Origin of the sequence: Streptomyces aureus, assembly GCF_001418135.1 — a bacterium.
In the GTDB taxonomy this organism is placed as follows: Bacteria; Actinomycetota; Actinomycetes; order Streptomycetales; family Streptomycetaceae; genus Streptomyces; species Streptomyces aureus_A.
In genome coordinates this window covers 1-15186 of the sequence record NZ_LIPQ01000225.1, presented here as the reverse complement: position 1 = coordinate 15186, position 15186 = coordinate 1, and the positions used below count along the sequence as shown (strand labels likewise).

Below are 15186 nucleotides of genomic sequence, written 5' to 3'. Positions count from 1 at the left end.
GGGGCCGCTCCGACCCTGCGCTGCCGACCGAGGGCCGGCCCGAGCTGCTCGACGGGTGTCCCCGGAGGACCTCCCCGGCGATGACGACGTCCCCGAAGCGGGGGTGATCCCTCGGCCGCCCGGGCGTACCCGCGCATGAGCCCGGGGCCGTCCGGGCAGGCGGGTAGTCCAGAGAGCCTTGCGGGGCGGCGACGGGACGAGGTGGGGCGTGGCACGTGGCAAAGGACGGCACGACCAGGGTGACGGGCTGTTCGCGCGCCTCCGGCGCGACCCCTTCGCCGTCCAGACCGTACGGTCCGCGGCGGCCGCCACCCTCAGCTACGTCGTCGCCCTCCAGCTCAGCAGCGAACCGGCCCCTCTCACCGCACCCCTCACCGCGCTCCTCGTCGTCCAGGTCACGCTCTACTCCACCGTGACGACCAGCCTGCGCCGGGTGAACTCGGTCGTCGTCGGCGTGCTCATCGCCATCGCGTTCAGCGTCGTCGTCGGCCTCTCCTGGTGGAGTCTCGCCCTCGTCATCCTCGCCTCGCTGCTCGTCGGCCGGCTCGTCCGGGTCGAGGAGTTCATCCCCGAGGTCGCCATCAGCGCCATGCTCGTCCTCGGCGTCACCCAGGTCTCCGACACCGCCTGGGACCGCGTCCTGGAGACCCTCATCGGCGCCGTCGTCGGCATGCTCTTCAACCTGCTTCTCGCCCCGCCCGTCTGGGTCGACACCGCGGGCGACTCCATCGAGGACCTGGCGCGACGGATGCGGCTGCTGCTTCTGGACGTGGCGGACGAGTTCACCGGCGCACCCCCCGTCGAGCAGGCCGCCACCCGGCTCCACGAGGCCCGCCGCCTCGACAACGACGTCGCCGACGTCGACGCGGCGCTGCGGACCGCCGAGGACAGCCTCCGGCTCAACCCCCGCGTCAAGGAAGGCCTCCTGCACCGGGTGGTGCTGCGGACCGGCCTCGACACCCTGGAGATCTGCGCGGTCGTCCTGCGAGTCCTCGCCCGCACCCTCACCGACCTGGCGAAACACCGCGGCGGCGACCAGCTGCTGCCCGAACCGGCCTCCCTGGCCATCCGGGAGACCGCCCAGTACACCGCCGACGCCATCGTCAGTTTCGCCGTCCTGGTCACCGCGCCCGGCAGCGAGGACGCCGAGGCCGCGGAGATCCGGCTCGCGGGCGAGTTGCGGGCGGCCAAGGCGTGCAGAGACCACGCCGCCGACCGGCTCCTCGCCCTCGCTCTCGCCGACGCCGGCCGCTGGCAGCTGTACGGGGCACTGCTCACCGAGGTCGACCGGATCCTCGACGAACTCGACCCCGAGTACCGGGGCCACCGGCTGATGGAGGAGCTGGACCGACGGGTCCGCGAGCGCACGGACCGCCGTCGCCGTCTCGCCCTGCGTGACCGGCGGGAGGCGCGTCGGCCCACCCGCTCCGACGGATGACCACTCGCGACGGGAGTACCCGCGCGGGCGGAGAGAGGAGAACCATGCGCACGACGTCTACTTCCACGGGCACCGCGACGGGCACGGTCACCACGGCCGTTCCGGCCCGGCTCGACCGGCTTCCCTGGTCCCGGTGGCACTGGATGATCGTCATCGGACTGGGCACCGTCTGGATCCTCGACGGTCTCGAGGTCACCATCGTCGGCAACGTCGCCGGCCGGCTGGCCGAGGAAGGCAGCGGCCTGGACATCACCGCGACCCAGGTGACGGGCGTGGCCGCCGCCCTCTATGTGGCGGGAGCCTGCTCGGGCGCCCTGTTCTTCGGGTGGCTGACCGACCGCTACGGCCGCAAGAAACTCTTCATGATCACTCTGGCGGTCTATCTGGGCGCCACGGCGATGACGGCCCTGTCCTTCGAGTCGTGGTGGTTCTTCCTCTTCCGCTTCCTCACCGGCTTCGGCATCGGCGGCGAGTACGCGGCGATCAACTCCGCGATCGACGAGCTGATCCCGTCCCTCTACCGGGGACGCGTCGACCTGATCATCAATGGCAGCTACTGGCTGGGCGCCATCGGCGGCGCCCTGCTGTCGATCGTCATGCTCGACACCGACATCTTTCCCAAGGACCTCGGCTGGCGGCTCGCCTTCGCCCTCGGCGTCGTCCTGGGCCTGGTCATCCTGCTGGTACGCCGGCATGTTCCGGAGAGTCCGCGCTGGCAGTTCATCCACGGCCGCAGCGAGGAGGCCGAGGAGCTGGTCACCTCCGTGGAGCGGGAGATCGAGAAGGAGAAGGGTACGGAGCTGCCGCCGCCGGCCGGCGAGATCACCATCGAACAGCGCAAGAGCATCGGCTTCGGCACGATCGCGAGGACCGTCTTCGGCCGCTACCCGCGCCGGGCCGTCCTCGGGCTGTCCCTCTTCATCGGACAGGCCTTCCTCTACAACGCGATCACCTTCGGTTTCGGCACCATCCTCATCACCTTCTTCGACGTTCCCACCGGCAGCACCGGCTACTACTTCGCAGTGATCGCGGCAGGCAACTTCCTGGGACCGCTGCTGCTCGGCCGGCTCTTCGACACCATCGGCCGCCGGATCATGATCGCGGGCACGTATGTGCTGTCGGGCCTGCTGCTGTTCGGCACAGCCTGGCTCTTCGACCGTGGCTCGCTGTCGGCCGCGACCCTGACGGCCTGCTGGTGCGTCGTGTTGTTCTTCGCCTCGACGGGCGCCTCCAGCGCCTATCTGACCGTCTCCGAGATCTTCCCGATGGAGACCCGCGCCATGGCCATCGCGTTCTTCTACGCGCTGGGAACAGCGGCCGGCGGCATCAGCGGCCCGCTGGTCTTCGCCGAGCTGACCGAGTCCGGCGTGGTCGGGGACACGGTGCTGGCCTTCCAGATCGGCGCCGCGCTGATGTGTGCGGCGGGAATCGTGGCAGCCTTCCTCGCGGTGAACGCGGAGCGCCGCTCGCTGGAGGACATCGCCGAGCCGCTGTCAGCAGTCCGGGACGGCAAGGAATCCACCCGGGACTGAACGGACCCTCCTCGCCACCGATGGGGCGCCCTCCGCGATCGGCCTGGCGCTCCGCGTGGCTCTCCCCTTTCCGGAGGCCTGTCTCCTACGGCTCGTTCACCATGTCCCGAACCTCGTCGGCGATGCTTTCCAGAACGATTCCCGGATCGGCTGACGGCGAGACGGCTCGACCGATGTTCCGCTTGATGGTGTTGCTCACCTGCAGCCAGGACGGTTCGTTGACCGGGTAGAGCTCGGCGCCGCTCAGGGCATCCAGGAACTGCTCGTTGCTGGGGTCCGCCGCGTCCTTCGACGCCAGGCCCGCGGTCACCGTCGACGGCAGCAGATGGTAGCGGCTGGCGAACGCGCTGAGGTTCTTGTCCTCGTAAACGAATTCCAGGAAGCTTCCGACCAGTTCACGATTGCCGTCGCGCTTGAAAGCCATCATCCAGTCGGCGACACCCGCCGACGCGGCAGGCTGCCCGTTTTCCCGCGTGTCCGAAACCGGCATTCTCAGCGTGCCGACCTTCATGCCCTTCGCCCTGGCCTCGTGGAGAAGCGAGGGGTAGCCGTTGAGCATGCCGACATCACCGCGCAGAAAGGCGGCGAAGGCATCCCTCCGGTTGAAGTCGGCCGGCGGGACCGGGCCGGTCAAGCCGGGCTCGACGAGGTTGTTCTTGATCCAGCGGAAGGTCTGCGTGTTCCGCTCGGAAGCGATGTCGTATCCGCCGGTCTCCCCGGCGTACCCTCCGCCGTTGCTCAGTTCCCAGATCAGGGCTTCGGCATGAGCCTCCTCGGGGCCGAGCGGCAGAGCGTACGGGCAGAGCACACCCTCCTTCTTCAGCGCCTTTGCGGCTTTAGCCAGATCGGTCCAGGTCTTCGGCGGTTTCGCCCCTGCCTTGTCGAACAGCTCCTCGTTGTAGAAGAGGAGCCGACTGCTCGCCACGAAGGGCAAGCCGTAGAGCGTGTGGTCGACCGAACCCGCCTCCACGAGCGGTGGCAGGAAGTTCGATTCCACCCTCACCGGAAGCAACTCGCTCGCGGCGTAAAGCCGGCCCTGCGCCGCGAAGTCGGAGTACGCGCCCATCAGCGCCACGTCCGGGGCATTGCCTTCCTCGACGAGGCGGGTGACCTCGCGGTCGACGTCGGCCCACGGGTAGAGCGTCACCTCGACTTTCTTACCGGGGTGCGCGGCGACGAAATCAGCGGTCAGTCGGTCCCAGTACGCCTTGGAGCTGGTCTCCGGGCTGTTGCCGTACTCGGCCGCCACCAGACGCAGCGTCGTCCCGTCTCCGCTCCCTGACGAGCCGCAGGCGGCGACGAAGGAGCCCAGCAGCCCGAGAGCGGCCACGGAGGCGGTCGCACGAGTGAGTCTTGGTCGCACGGATCGTTCCTCTTGATTTCTTTGGACAGTGCGTCCGGCATCCTCTCCCGGCCAGGGACGTATTGCGCTCCCTGCTCAAGGATTGTGGAAACTTCTCCAATTGCAGCAGCAGGGCGTGGTGCTTTCCCCTATGCCGCCCCTGAATTCGACGCGCGTAGAGCACTCCATCCTGTCCGCCACCACGCCGCGATGGAGTGTCGCCGAAAAGCGGGCTCGCGAGGTACAAGGGCCGCTTCCTGGCCGCGGCGGCCGCTGGAACACGGCGCGGAACGCGGCGCGAGTCGCAGAAGGGGGACCTCCGCCGAGACGGGCCGGACTGTCGGATCATAGAGTGGCCCCATGCCGAGAACATCTCCCGCCGTAGCCCTTGACGCCCTGCTCGCCGGTAACACGCGCTTCGTGTCGGGCGTGCCCCTGCATCCCAACCAGGACGCCGCCCGCCGTACCGAGCTGGCCCCCGGCCAGGATCCCTTCGCCGTGATCCTCGGATGCTCCGATTCGCGGCTGGCCGCCGAGATCATCTTCGACCAGGGACTCGGCGACCTGTTCGTCGTACGGACCGCCGGCCACGTCCTGGGGACGGAGGTGCTGGGGAGCGTGGAGTACGCGACGAGCGTGCTCGGGGCGAGGCTGGTCGTCGTTCTCGGCCACGACTCGTGCGGTGCGGTCGCGGCCGCGCGCGCCGCCGTGGAGGACGGCTTCTCCGCCGGCGGATTCGTCCGTGACGTGGTGGAGCGGGTGACGCCGAGCATCCTCGCGGCCCGGGCCGCCGGACTGACGGCGGACGGCGACATCATCGACGAGCACATCCGGCACACCGTGGATCTGATGCTCGAACGGTCCCGGCTCCTCTCCGAGCAGGTCGCGTCGGGCGAGGTCGCCGTGGTGGGTCTCGGCTACGCGCTGTCCATGGGCAACGCCCGGCTCGTGACCGCCCGTGGCGACGTGCGCACCGATACGGCTGCGGCCGGCGCCGGACCCTCGGCCACCTGACCGAGGGTTTCGACCGCTCTGACCGTCACCATCCCTGTCACCGGCATCCGCCTGTCCCGCGGAAGTGACCGCGGCCGGGCGATCACCCTGGTGGTCATGCCCTGCGCCGACGGGGGCGACCGGCGCTTCCCTGACCACAACCGACGCCTGACCACAGCCGACGCGCGGCCCGTCGTCGCACGAAACCGGCGTCGTACGGGCACGGCGGGCCGCCCCGCACGTACGAGATCAGGGGGCGGTCGTCCGGTCGGCCCTGCCCGGAGCGGCTGACGCGCGCGGTGGCGCGTCACGCCGGACCGGTCGTTCTCCTTCCCCGTCGTCACCGCCTCTCACGCGGGTGTCTGACCGCCGGGCAGTGAGTGTGCGAGGAGGTACTCGGTCGCTCCGGCGATGGCCTCGGCATACGTGCGGTGGACGGGTTCGGACTCCGTTTCGCGATGGTCTGCGGCGGTGGCGGTGTACCACCAGGCGTCGGTCTCGGCATCGTGGTGCACCACGGCGGTACCACCCGCGTAGTGGAGGGGGATGGACTCGCTCGTCGTCTTCCTGACCACGGCGTGGGGCCACTTGAGACGGGCGGACTGGCGCTTGATGCCGCCCCAGGCAGCACCGAGCTGGGCGTAGTTCGCTCCGCTGCGGCCGGCGACGGTGGCGGCGCTCTCCGCCAGCCGTTCGACGGACAGCTTGGCTTCGTACAGAGCGCGCAGAAGGGCCAGCTGCACATCGGGCGCCGCCATGAGCACGGGGTCGAGGGGCTTGTCGGCGGCGCGGTAGGCCAGGGCTCGGGTCGAGATCCGTTCGGCCAGGGCACGGACAGCATCGTGGACTCTCTCGTCCATGGTGAACGTGTCGCTCTGGGCGGGTTCGCTCCAGGGGGGCTCCACCAGGGCCGCGGCAGCGGTCCAGAAGTTCTCGTCGTTCCTGTCGGGAGTCGGAACCGCACTCACATCAGTCATGCGACAAGCATAACTGTCGAGGGTGGGAATCGACAGTAATATCTGTCAGCAACCAGTGAAGGCGCGCACCCCGTACGCCGTGGCATCGTGGTGCCATGACCATCGTGGTTCGCCCGGCTTCGGTCTTCGAGGATGTCCGCACCCTGGTCGGTCCGAAGTCGCCTGGGGCCAACGTCTGCTAGTGCCTGAGCTACCGGATCCCGTCCAAGCTCAACAACGAGCTCCGCGGGCCCGCCCGCGGTGCGTACGCAGCCGAGCTGTGCCGGGCGGCAATCCCTCCGGGAGTGCTCGCCTACGACGGTGACGAGCCGGTCGGATGGGCCGCCGTGGCACCGCGCTCGGACACCTCCTTCGCGCACAGCCGCAAGATCCCGCACGTCGACGACCTGCCGGTCTGGTCGCTGTGGTGCATCCGCGTACGCCCAGGACATCGCAAGCAGGGGATCTCGCACGCCCTCATCGCCGGCGCGGTCGAGTTCGCCCGGACCCACGACGCACCGGCGATCGAGGCGTACCCGGTCGACAACGGCGGCGCCAAGGTCGACATGACGATGGCGTACGCCGGGATCCGGAAGAACTTCGAACGCGCCGGGTTCACCCACGCCGCCGACACCACTTCGGTGCTGGCCGGTCACCCGCGGGTCCTGATGCGACTCGACCTGCGCTGAATCGCCCACCCGGGGCCTCGTCCGCCAGCGAGAGAACGGTCAGCGATCGGATCGCACGCCCTGTCGGCAGGCGAGGGCGGCACGCGCTTGGCGGACCTCCCCCGACGACGGCGGTCGGTGCGGCGCGTCCCGGTTCGGCGGCGGCCCGACCCCGCGTAACGTGACGGGCCCCGGGGCGTCCTGGACGGCCCGGAGTGAACCCGGGACGAGGGACGAGGAGTGACGGCCGGCATGGGGACGACGGACGACGAGCTGTACGACGTGACGGTCGTCGGGGCCGGGGCCGCCGGGCTCGCCTGCGCCACGGACCTGTCCGCCGGCGGGTTGCGTGTGCGGCTGCTGGAAGCCGACGACACCGTGGGCGGGCGGATGCGTACGGACCGCGTCGCGGGTTTCACCGTCGATCGAGGATTCCAGGTCTTCAACACGGCCTACCCGCAGGTGAAGCGCCGCCTCGACCTGCGGGCGCTGCGGCTGCGGCCGTTCACGCCCGGCGTCCTCGTTCACACCGAGGACGGGACGCGCCGCTTCACCGATCCCAGCCGGCGCTTGCGCGAGAGCGGTGACCTCCTGCCCGGCCGGCTGGCATCCGGCCGTGACCTGCTCGCCCTCGGCGCGCTGACGGCCCACGACGTGCTCGCGCCGGCCGCCCGGCTGCGTGCGCGGCCCGACCGCACGACCCTCACAGCCCTGGCCGACGCCGGCGTGTCCCCCGACTTCGTGGAGACGTTCTTCCGGCCTTTCCTCTCCGGAGTCTTCCTCGAGGACGACCTGGAGACGTCGGCCCGCTTCTTCCATTTCGTGTGGCGGAGCATGGTGCGCGGCACGCTGTGCCTCCCCGCCGACGGCATCGGTGCGGTCCCCGCTCAACTGGCCTCGCGACTGCCCCCGGACGTGCTGCGGACCGGCACCCCCGTCACCGCCCTCACTCCGCAGGGGGTGACGCTCACCGACGGCGCCGAGCTCCGCTCCCCCGTTGTCGTCGTCGCGACCGGACAACGGGCCGCCGCCGAGCTCCTCCCGGGTCTCGCCGTACCGCAGGGACGGACCGTCACCACGCTCTACCACGCACCCGCGGATCCGCCCCTGTCCGAGCCCGTCCTCGTCATCGACTCACGGCGCCGCTTCCTCAACAGCTGCGTCCTCACCGCCGTCCACCCTCAGTACTCCCCCGACGGCAGGGCCCTGGTGTCCACCTCGGTCCTCGGTACGCCCGACGGCCACGCCGTGGCCGCCGTGGCGCGTGCTCTGAGCGAGGTGTACGAGACGGATGCGGGTTCGTGGGACCTCGTCCACCGGGTCACCGTTCATGACGCCCTGCCCGCGATGCCCGCGCCCCACCCCCTGTCACGGACCACTCGCGTCGCACCGGGCCGGTACGTGTGCGGTGACCACCGGGCCACGGGTTCCCTCCAGGGCGCTCTCGCCTCGGGCACCCGGGCCGCGCGAGAGGTCCTGGCCGACATGCGACGCGGCGCCGGGCGTTGACCTCCGGGGGCTCTCGGCTCGGCGCAAACACACACGGAGTGCATCCGTCTCCGCCCTGGGCCGGGAAGTAGAACGAGGCGGGCATGCGCCGCAGGCGCTCGTCCGGTCACGAGCAGACGGAGGTCGGTACGGTGATCACGGTGGAACGGAGCTTCGTCGTCGGGCTGCCACGCGACGAGCTCGTCGCGTATCTGGAGGATTTCAGCCGTACCGAGGAGTGGGATCCCGGGACCGTGCGCTGCGTGCGTATGGACGAGGGGCCGGTACTGCCGGGGGCCCGGTGGCGCAACACCTCGCGGTTTCGTGGCCGCACCACCCACCTCGACTACCGGCTCGTGAAGCGCGAGGCCTCCCGTCTGATGTTCATCGGGGAGAACAAGACGGTCACCGCAACGGACGATCTTGGTTTCGAGGCCGAGTCGCCCTCCCTGACCAGGTTGACCTACCGGGCGTCCCTGCGGTTCAAGGGGCTGGCGAGGCTCGCCACACCATTCCTCAGGGCCGAGTTCGAACGACTGGGCGACGAGGTCGCCGAACGCCTCCCGGCCGCTGCCACCCAACGGCGCACCTGACGGCACGGACGAGCACCTGAGGGAGCGGGAACAGCCGGGTAGCGGGCATCCAGCGGGGGGCGTTTCCCCGGGCAGCGGCACGGGCCTGCAAGTCTCCGGGGAGCTGTCGCTACGCGGCGCCCGCCACTGTCAGGACCGCGACCGGCAGGAGCAGAATCCACTGCGGCAGCCGGAGCAGCGGTTTCGGCCAGCCGACCGAGAGCGTGACGACCAGGAAGGCGACGGTGTACGCGAAGAAGTGCGCGGCCACGAACCATGCCACGGGGCCGGTCGCTGACGTGTCGTCCGCCAGTGCGAGGTAGACCAAGGCGGCCGCGGAGAGCACCAGGTCGAGGCTCACCATGTGCCATACGGCATGAAGGACGCGTTTGGGTTCGGCCGCGAGTCCGCAGGACAGCAGCGGGCGGACCACATCCCGGTGCCCGCCGACGAGGTGCACCGCGGCCACAGCGAACGCGGTGATGCCCGCTGCGAGAAGCCAGCCGTTCATCGGATCTCGACTCCCTTGGACACGACAGCGGCCAGCCGGCCGGCCAGCTGCGGGTCGGGGTGTTCCCCGACCAGGCCGAGGTGGAAGAACACCGCTCCTGCCAGCGTGTCCAGAACCAGATCCACGGGCGTGTCGGCCGCGATCTCCCCGCGCGTCACGGCTCGCTCGAAGACGAGCAGCAGCCGCTCCTTCGACGGGGCCAGGAAATCGCCGCGGATGCGCGCCTTCAGCTCCGGATCTGCGGCGAAGTCGGCGAGCAGTCCCGGGAGGGCCGCAGCCGCGGCAGGTGCGTGGAACTCGTCGATCAGGCCCTGCAGCAGTGCGGTCAGGTCCCCGGCCAGACTTCCGGTGTCCGGGACCGGGGCCTCGTCGGTGGTCGTGAACACGGCCTCGAAGACCAACTCCGGCTTGCCCCGCCACCGACGGTAGACGGTGTCCTTGCCGACTCCGGCACGGGCAGCCACCGCCCCGATCGAGGTCGCGGCGTACCCGACCTCGATCACCAGCTCTGCGGCCGCGCCGACGATCGCCTCATGCGAGCGGGGATCCCTGGGACGTCCCCTGGAGGGAGGAGAGGAGTTCATGCGGATTATCATACGGGTCGACCCGTATGGGAAACAACCTGGACCCGCGAGCGTCCGAAGATCGTCAGGCTGGTTGATCCTTCCGCGCCGGGGTAGCCAAGCCGCATGGCCCACGACAACACATCCACCACCGCGACCGGCTACGTACAGCCCGACATCGACGTCCAGGCACTGTCCGCGGTGCTCGACGGCGAGTACGGCGAGATCCGCGGCCTCGTCCGCGCCAACCTGTCGACGTACGCCTCCATCCTCGAAGAGGCCGAGGAACTCGACGTCGACGCGTTCCGCGAGAGGGTTCGTGAGGTCGTGGTCGAGATGGCGGCGACGGGCCAGACAAGCATGGGTTTCCCTGCCGCGTACGGCGGTGGCGGCGACGTCGGGGCCTCGATCGCCGCGTTCGAGACGCTGGCCTTCGGTGACCTGTCGGTCCTGGTGAAGGTCGGTGTGCAGTTCGGTCTCTTCGGCGGCGCGATCCTGCATCTCGGCACCGGACGCCACCACGACGCCTATCTGCCGGGCCTGATCACAGGCGAGCTGATGGGCTGCTTCGCGATGACCGAGACAGGTCACGGCTCCAACGTCCAGGCCCTCGGCACCGTGGCGCGGTACGACGCCACACGCCAGGAGTTCGTCCTGACCACCCCAGGTGACCAGGCGCGCAAGGACTACATCGGCAACGCGGCCCGCCACGCCGAACTGGCGGTCGTCTTCGCCCAGCTGGAAGTGGCCGGGAAGTCCCACGGCGTACACGCCTTCGTCGTGCCCGTCCGGATCGGCGGCGAGCCGGCGCCCGGCGTCCGCATCGAGGACGACGGCCGCAAGATGGGGCTCAACGGCGTGGACAACGGCCGCATCTGGTTCGACGATGTGCGGGTACCGCGCGAGGCACTCCTCAACAGGTTCGCCGACGTCAGCCCGGAAGGCGTCTACGAGAGCTCGATCGACAACCCCCACCGGCGCTTCTTCACCATGCTGGGCACGCTCGTGCAGGGCCGGGTCAGCGTAGGCGGTGCCGGAATCAGCGTCTCCAAGGTCGCCCTCGCGGTCGCCACCAAGTACGCCATGCGGCGGCGGCAGTTCGAGGCGGCCCCGGACACCGAGGAACAGGTACTGCTCGACTACGGCCTGCATCAGCGCCGGTTGCTGCCGCTGATTGCCCGGACGTACGCGCTGCACTTCGCGCAGGACGTCGTCCGCTCGCACCTGCACGACGTGTTCTCCGGCAACGCGGACGACGCGGGGGCGCGGCGGCGTCTCGAATCGCGGGCCGCGGGCATGAAGGCGCTGGCCACCTGGCACGCCACCCGGGTCGTCCAGGAGTGCCGCGAGGCGTGCGGCGGCGCCGGATATCTCGCGGTCAACCGGTTCGCCGCGCTCAAGAGCGACAGCGATGTCTTCACCACCTTCGAGGGCGACAACCACGTCCTGCTGCAGCTCGTCGCCAAGGGGCTGCTCACCGATCAGGCGAGCGCGTTCGAGGACCTCGACCAGGCCGGCATGGTCCGCTACGTCACCGGCCTCGCACTCGAGACGCTGCTTGAGCGGGCCTCCGTCCACAAGATGCTCGAACGAGTACGGGACCTGCTGCCCGGCGGCGACGAGTGGGACCGTGAAGCCGGTCTCCTCGACTCGGAGTACCAGCTCGCCATGGTCCGCTTCCGGGAGGAGCACATGCTGGCCGGCCTGGCCCGCCGGATCAAACGCGGGATCGACCAGAAGCGCGATCCCGGCGTGGTCTTCTCACAGGTGCAGGACCACGTCGTCGCGCTCGCCCGCGCCCACGTCGAACGGCTGGTGACGGAGGCCTTCGTCGACCAGGTACGCGCCATGCCCGAGGGCGACGAGAAGGTCGCGCTCGCGTTGCTGTGCGACCTGTTCGCCCTGTCGACGATCGAGGCGGACCGGGCCTGGTTCATGGAGCACGGTCGGCTGACCGTGCAACGCTCCAAAGCGATCAGCCGTGAGGTGAACGACCTCTGCCGCAAGGTCCGGCCCCTCGCTGTCGACCTCGTCGACGCGTGGGGCATCCCGCCCGAGATGCTGCGTGCGCCCGATCTCGTGGGCTGAGCCGTGGGGGTCTCTGCCCCGAACCGACTGTGCTGGCGGGGCTGCTCGTCGTTGACGATCCCCGGGATGCACGGGCGGTCGGCGCCGGCAGGAGCAGCGGGGCCGCGGGGCTCGCTCCGGCGACCTGCTCGAAGGGGCGTCTACAGCTGTCACGGCCACCACGGCCGTCGCGGCGGCGCGCCAGGAAAGGCTCGTCGCTTCACCCGCTGCCGAGCACGCGCACGGCCTCCACGATCAGCTCCCAGAACCCGTCCGCGTCGACCTCCATGCCGACCTCGGTGTCGGCCGGCCCGCCGGTCACACCGTGCAGGTCCACCACCGTCGCGCCCCGTGTGTGGGTGCCGGTCAGCTCCACCGTCACCGCCGCCCGCACCAGGCTGACCAGCGAGGGGTTGATCAGGTGGGCCACGGTGAGCGGGTCGTGCAGCGGGGGCGCGTCGAAGCCGTAGACCTCGCGGTAGGTGGACGCGAAGTAGGTGAGAAGGTCGACGCAGAGGCCGCTCAGCGGGGTGCCGAGCGCGGCGATCCGGGCGACGACCTCGGGGGTGGCCCGCACCTGGTGCGTGGCGTTGAGACCGAACATCGTCACCGGCAGCCCGCTGCGGAAGACGATGTCCGCGGCTTCCGGGTCGCAGAGGATGTTGAACTCGGCCGCGGGCGTGGTGTTGCCGCGCCCTGTCGAGCCGCCCATGAGCACGATGCGCTCGATCCGCGACGCGAGTTCGGGGTGGGCGAGGAGGAACACCGCGATGTTGGTGAGCGGTCCGGTCGGCACCAGCGTCACCGGCGCCGGGTACGCGAGCAGGGTCTCGCGCATGACGGTGAGTGCGTCGCGCGGGTCCTGCGGCACCTCCGGTTCGCTGTCTCCGAAACCGGGACCGTCCAGGCCGGAGGTGCCGTGGATGTTCTCGGCGATCCGGCTCGGTCCGTGGAGCGGTCGTTCCCTTCCCGCCGCGATCGGTACGCCGCGGATCCCGGCCACCGAACACACCCGGCGGGCGTTGAGCGTGGTCTTCTCCAGGGTCTGGTTGCCCGCGACGGTGGTGATGGCGAGCAGCTCGACGGCGGGGTGCGCGGCGGCCAGCATGATGTTGAAGGCGTCGTCATGACCGGGATCGCAGTCGAGGATCACGGGGATGGGCATGTCTTCACCGTCCCATACTCGGGCCTCCGCAAGAAGGGGGCGACGCCGGTCGTGACGAGGTCTCCGGGATGGCGCCTGCCGCAATCCGACTGACCAGGCACCTCGTGACCACATGTGCCGGAGGCCGGTTCGTGCACGACTCTGGCGTACCCGACCGGCCCGGTGGCAGGGTGACCTGCAAGCGGCCCTCCGCACCGCTCCCCCGCGGACCTGGCCGCCGGCCATGCCCCGCGTCGCCCGCGGCAGTCAATGGCCGCGCCCGCCTCCCGGCTCCCCACGGGAGGCCACAGGCGCGCTCGGGGAGACAAGCTCACCACGGTAGGCCACCGGCGCGCTCGGGGAGACAAGCTCACCACGAAGAATCGTGTCAGTGCCCCATGCCATCCTGAACGGGCCTGGTGGCACCCGTCTTTCACTCGAGGTCGATCGTGAAGCGCCGCGTACCCGGAGCGATCGTGTCGGCGTGGACCGAGCCACGGGCCCGGTCGTATACCCCGGTGCCGCCGGTGATCCCGTTGTCGAACGAAGGGGGAGGGCCCGGGTCGAGCATGCCGAAGACCATCCCCTGTACCGAGAGCTGTCCGCCCGGGAGGGCGTAGGTCACGACGCACACCTCCGCTCCGCCGTTGTCGACCCGGGTGGTGTCGCAGGTGCCGCCGGTTTCGCCGACCTGCTTGCCGTCCTGGTCGAAGAGGGTCGAACGGAAGACGGTCCCTGGAGAGCGGCTCAACCGCGTCCTGGCCGGGCTAGGCCGTTTCTTCCGGACCGTCTCCCGGAGCACCGGCGAACCAGGCGCGGCCCTGAGCCCAGTGGGTCACCCATCCGGTGAAACCAGGGGTGCCCGGCATCGGGGAGGCGCTCGGCGAGGTACCGAAGGGCATCGCGCCGTATTCGTCGATCAGCCAGACGTGACCGCGCTGCGGGCCGGTGACGACCAGGTGCCAGTACATGCCGCAGCCGTCGGTGCCCAGCAACAGGGAGCCGTGGTCGAACGCGGCGTCCATCCGGGCCTCGATCTCCTGCTCCGACAGCGCCTCCTCGTCCTGCTCGTCGTTCTCCCACATCCACGTCGTCGTGAGGGGAAACGGCTCGGCAAGCAGGCGCTCGGGGCGGTCGGAGCCCCAGTCCGACGGCGTGTGCGCGAGGGGCAGCAGGCCGTAGTAGGGCGGCCCGGCCCGCAGGCCGTCGCAGACCTCCGCCACGAAGGTGCGGTACGGCTCCGGCAGCACGATGGCGTGCTCCGCCTCGAAGGACCGCACCGCCTCCCAGCCGGCCGGCGGCGCCGCCTCGGGACGGGGCGCGAAGATCTCGCGGAGGGTGGCCAGCTCGGCCGGATCGCAGATTTCCGTGTTCATGCCGATCATCATGCAAGATCCGAAGGAGACGGCCGAGGCCGGCGCCGGCGTCTGACCACGCCTGCACGCCGCACTGCTGACCGAGCTGCGCCGCGCCGTCCAGCTGCACCTGGACGACTGCTCCGTGCGGATGGCTACGGACGCGGGGGACGCCGTGGCAGGAATCATCGCGCGGCATTGCGGGGGTCCGGGTCGGAGCCGCGCGCCGGGGCGCCCCGGCGCGTGCGAGGACGGACGATACGACCCAGCCGACGGCCGACCAGCACGTAGCCGAGGAGCGCTCCCGTCGTGTTGAGGAGGACGTCGTCGATGTCGAAGGCGCGTCCCGTGACGAGCGCGCCCTGCACGAGTTCCACGAGCAGCATGGTGACCGCGGTGACGAGCGCGACCCGAAGGAATCCGCGTGCCTTGAGGGACAGGAGCGGCAGCAGGATCCCGAAGGGGACACCGAGGGCGATGTTTCCCCCGAGCTGTTTGACGGTGTCCACGAACCCGGGCTGGTTGAGGTAGTTCTCGATCGACCGGCCCGGTGTCAG

At 70.2% G+C, this 15186-nt stretch carries 14 protein-coding genes and 1 pseudogene; 7 read left to right on the top strand and 8 right to left on the bottom strand.

Going from position 1 to position 15186, the window contains the following annotated elements; all coding sequences use genetic code 11:
• The first annotated feature begins 208 nt into the window (after positions 1–208).
• Together AOK00_RS19485 and AOK00_RS19480 are read left to right on the top strand one after the other, a co-directional pair.
• Positions 209–1438 carry an FUSC family protein gene (locus AOK00_RS19485; protein WP_055601579.1) on the top strand — a complete coding sequence of 410 codons (1230 nt, stop codon included), beginning with the start codon at positions 209–211 and terminating at the stop codon, positions 1436–1438.
• Positions 1439–1482: 44 nt separating this feature from the next.
• Positions 1483–2970, top strand: coding sequence for an MFS transporter (locus AOK00_RS19480; RefSeq protein ID WP_055601578.1), 1488 nt, complete (start codon positions 1483–1485; stop codon positions 2968–2970).
• Positions 2971–3055: 85 nt separating this feature from the next.
• On the opposite strand, the gene AOK00_RS19475 is transcribed toward AOK00_RS19480, so the two are convergent.
• Positions 3056–4300 (bottom strand): extracellular solute-binding protein, encoded by a 1245-nt coding sequence (locus AOK00_RS19475; RefSeq protein WP_055601577.1) that lies wholly within the window; start codon positions 4298–4300, stop codon positions 3056–3058.
• 372 nt (positions 4301–4672) lie between these two features.
• Here AOK00_RS19475 and AOK00_RS19470 point away from each other — a divergent pair, with 372 nt between their 5' ends.
• Positions 4673–5326: a carbonic anhydrase gene (locus AOK00_RS19470; RefSeq protein ID WP_055601576.1), complete on the top strand. Its 654-nt coding sequence runs from the start codon at positions 4673–4675 to the stop codon at positions 5324–5326.
• 329 nt (positions 5327–5655) lie between these two features.
• Here AOK00_RS19470 and AOK00_RS19465 read toward each other — a convergent pair whose 3' ends face one another.
• The gene (locus tag AOK00_RS19465; protein ID WP_055601575.1) at positions 5656–6282 is read right to left on the bottom strand and encodes a hypothetical protein; all 627 of its coding nucleotides are present in this window, start codon (positions 6280–6282) and stop codon (positions 5656–5658) included.
• Positions 6283–6377: 95 nt separating this feature from the next.
• Here AOK00_RS19465 and AOK00_RS19460 point away from each other — a divergent pair.
• The 3 genes and pseudogenes from AOK00_RS19460 (at position 6378) to AOK00_RS19450 (ending at position 9010) form a co-directional block, all read left to right on the top strand.
• Positions 6378–6950: pseudogene (locus AOK00_RS19460) on the top strand (GNAT family N-acetyltransferase).
• Positions 6951–7181: 231 nt separating this feature from the next.
• Complete coding sequence (locus tag AOK00_RS19455; protein WP_055601574.1) at positions 7182–8438, top strand: NAD(P)/FAD-dependent oxidoreductase; 1257 nt, start codon at positions 7182–7184, stop codon at positions 8436–8438.
• Between the two features lie 83 nt (positions 8439–8521).
• Positions 8522–9010: an SRPBCC family protein gene (locus AOK00_RS19450; protein WP_173861597.1), complete on the top strand. Its 489-nt coding sequence runs from the start codon at positions 8522–8524 to the stop codon at positions 9008–9010.
• Between the two features lie 109 nt (positions 9011–9119).
• On the opposite strand, the gene AOK00_RS19445 is transcribed toward AOK00_RS19450, so the two are convergent.
• Entirely contained in the window at positions 9120–9500 is a 381-nt protein-coding gene (locus tag AOK00_RS19445; RefSeq protein WP_055601573.1) for a hypothetical protein, read from the bottom strand.
• A complete protein-coding gene (locus tag AOK00_RS19440; RefSeq protein WP_055601572.1) occupies positions 9497–10084 on the bottom strand; it encodes a TetR/AcrR family transcriptional regulator in 588 nt (195 codons plus the stop codon). The genes AOK00_RS19445 and AOK00_RS19440 overlap by 4 nt, the downstream gene beginning before the upstream one ends.
• 105 nt (positions 10085–10189) lie before the next feature.
• Between AOK00_RS19440 and AOK00_RS19435 the strand changes: the two genes are divergently transcribed.
• Positions 10190–12151: an acyl-CoA dehydrogenase family protein gene (locus tag AOK00_RS19435; protein ID WP_055601571.1), complete on the top strand. Its 1962-nt coding sequence runs from the start codon at positions 10190–10192 to the stop codon at positions 12149–12151.
• Between the two features lie 199 nt (positions 12152–12350).
• On the opposite strand, the gene AOK00_RS19430 is transcribed toward AOK00_RS19435, so the two are convergent.
• From AOK00_RS19430 to AOK00_RS19415, 4 genes are all read right to left on the bottom strand, one after another.
• Complete coding sequence (locus AOK00_RS19430) at positions 12351–13295, bottom strand: nucleoside hydrolase (protein WP_055601570.1); 945 nt, start codon at positions 13293–13295, stop codon at positions 12351–12353.
• Between the two features lie 412 nt (positions 13296–13707).
• Positions 13708–14025 carry an allene oxide cyclase barrel-like domain-containing protein gene (locus AOK00_RS19425; protein WP_254047421.1) on the bottom strand — a complete coding sequence of 106 codons (318 nt, stop codon included), beginning with the start codon at positions 14023–14025 and terminating at the stop codon, positions 13708–13710.
• Between the two features lie 16 nt (positions 14026–14041).
• Positions 14042–14662 (bottom strand): SMI1/KNR4 family protein, encoded by a 621-nt coding sequence (locus tag AOK00_RS19420; RefSeq protein WP_055601569.1) that lies wholly within the window; start codon positions 14660–14662, stop codon positions 14042–14044.
• Between the two features lie 152 nt (positions 14663–14814).
• The coding region (locus AOK00_RS19415; RefSeq protein WP_107097429.1) for a VanZ family protein at positions 14815–15186 on the bottom strand (372 nt) is incomplete at its 5' end.

Bases quoted from the DNA above. Each gene is read 5' to 3' on its own strand.
- AOK00_RS19480 (WP_055601578.1), top strand. From the start codon at position 1,483: ATGCGCACGACGTCTACTTCCACGGGCACCGCGACGGGCACGGTCACC.
- AOK00_RS19470 (WP_055601576.1), top strand. From the start codon at position 4,673: ATGCCGAGAACATCTCCCGCCGTAGCCCTTGACGCCCTGCTCGCCGGT.
- AOK00_RS19465 (WP_055601575.1), bottom strand. From the start codon at position 6,282: ATGACTGATGTGAGTGCGGTTCCGACTCCCGACAGGAACGACGAGAAC.
- AOK00_RS19455 (WP_055601574.1), top strand. From the start codon at position 7,182: ATGGGGACGACGGACGACGAGCTGTACGACGTGACGGTCGTCGGGGCC.
- AOK00_RS19450 (WP_173861597.1), top strand. From the start codon at position 8,522: ATGCGCCGCAGGCGCTCGTCCGGTCACGAGCAGACGGAGGTCGGTACG.
- AOK00_RS19445 (WP_055601573.1), bottom strand. From the start codon at position 9,500: ATGAACGGCTGGCTTCTCGCAGCGGGCATCACCGCGTTCGCTGTGGCC.
- AOK00_RS19440 (WP_055601572.1), bottom strand. From the start codon at position 10,084: ATGAACTCCTCTCCTCCCTCCAGGGGACGTCCCAGGGATCCCCGCTCG.
- AOK00_RS19435 (WP_055601571.1), top strand. From the start codon at position 10,190: ATGGCCCACGACAACACATCCACCACCGCGACCGGCTACGTACAGCCC.
- AOK00_RS19430 (WP_055601570.1), bottom strand. From the start codon at position 13,295: ATGCCCATCCCCGTGATCCTCGACTGCGATCCCGGTCATGACGACGCC.
- AOK00_RS19420 (WP_055601569.1), bottom strand. From the start codon at position 14,662: ATGATGATCGGCATGAACACGGAAATCTGCGATCCGGCCGAGCTGGCC.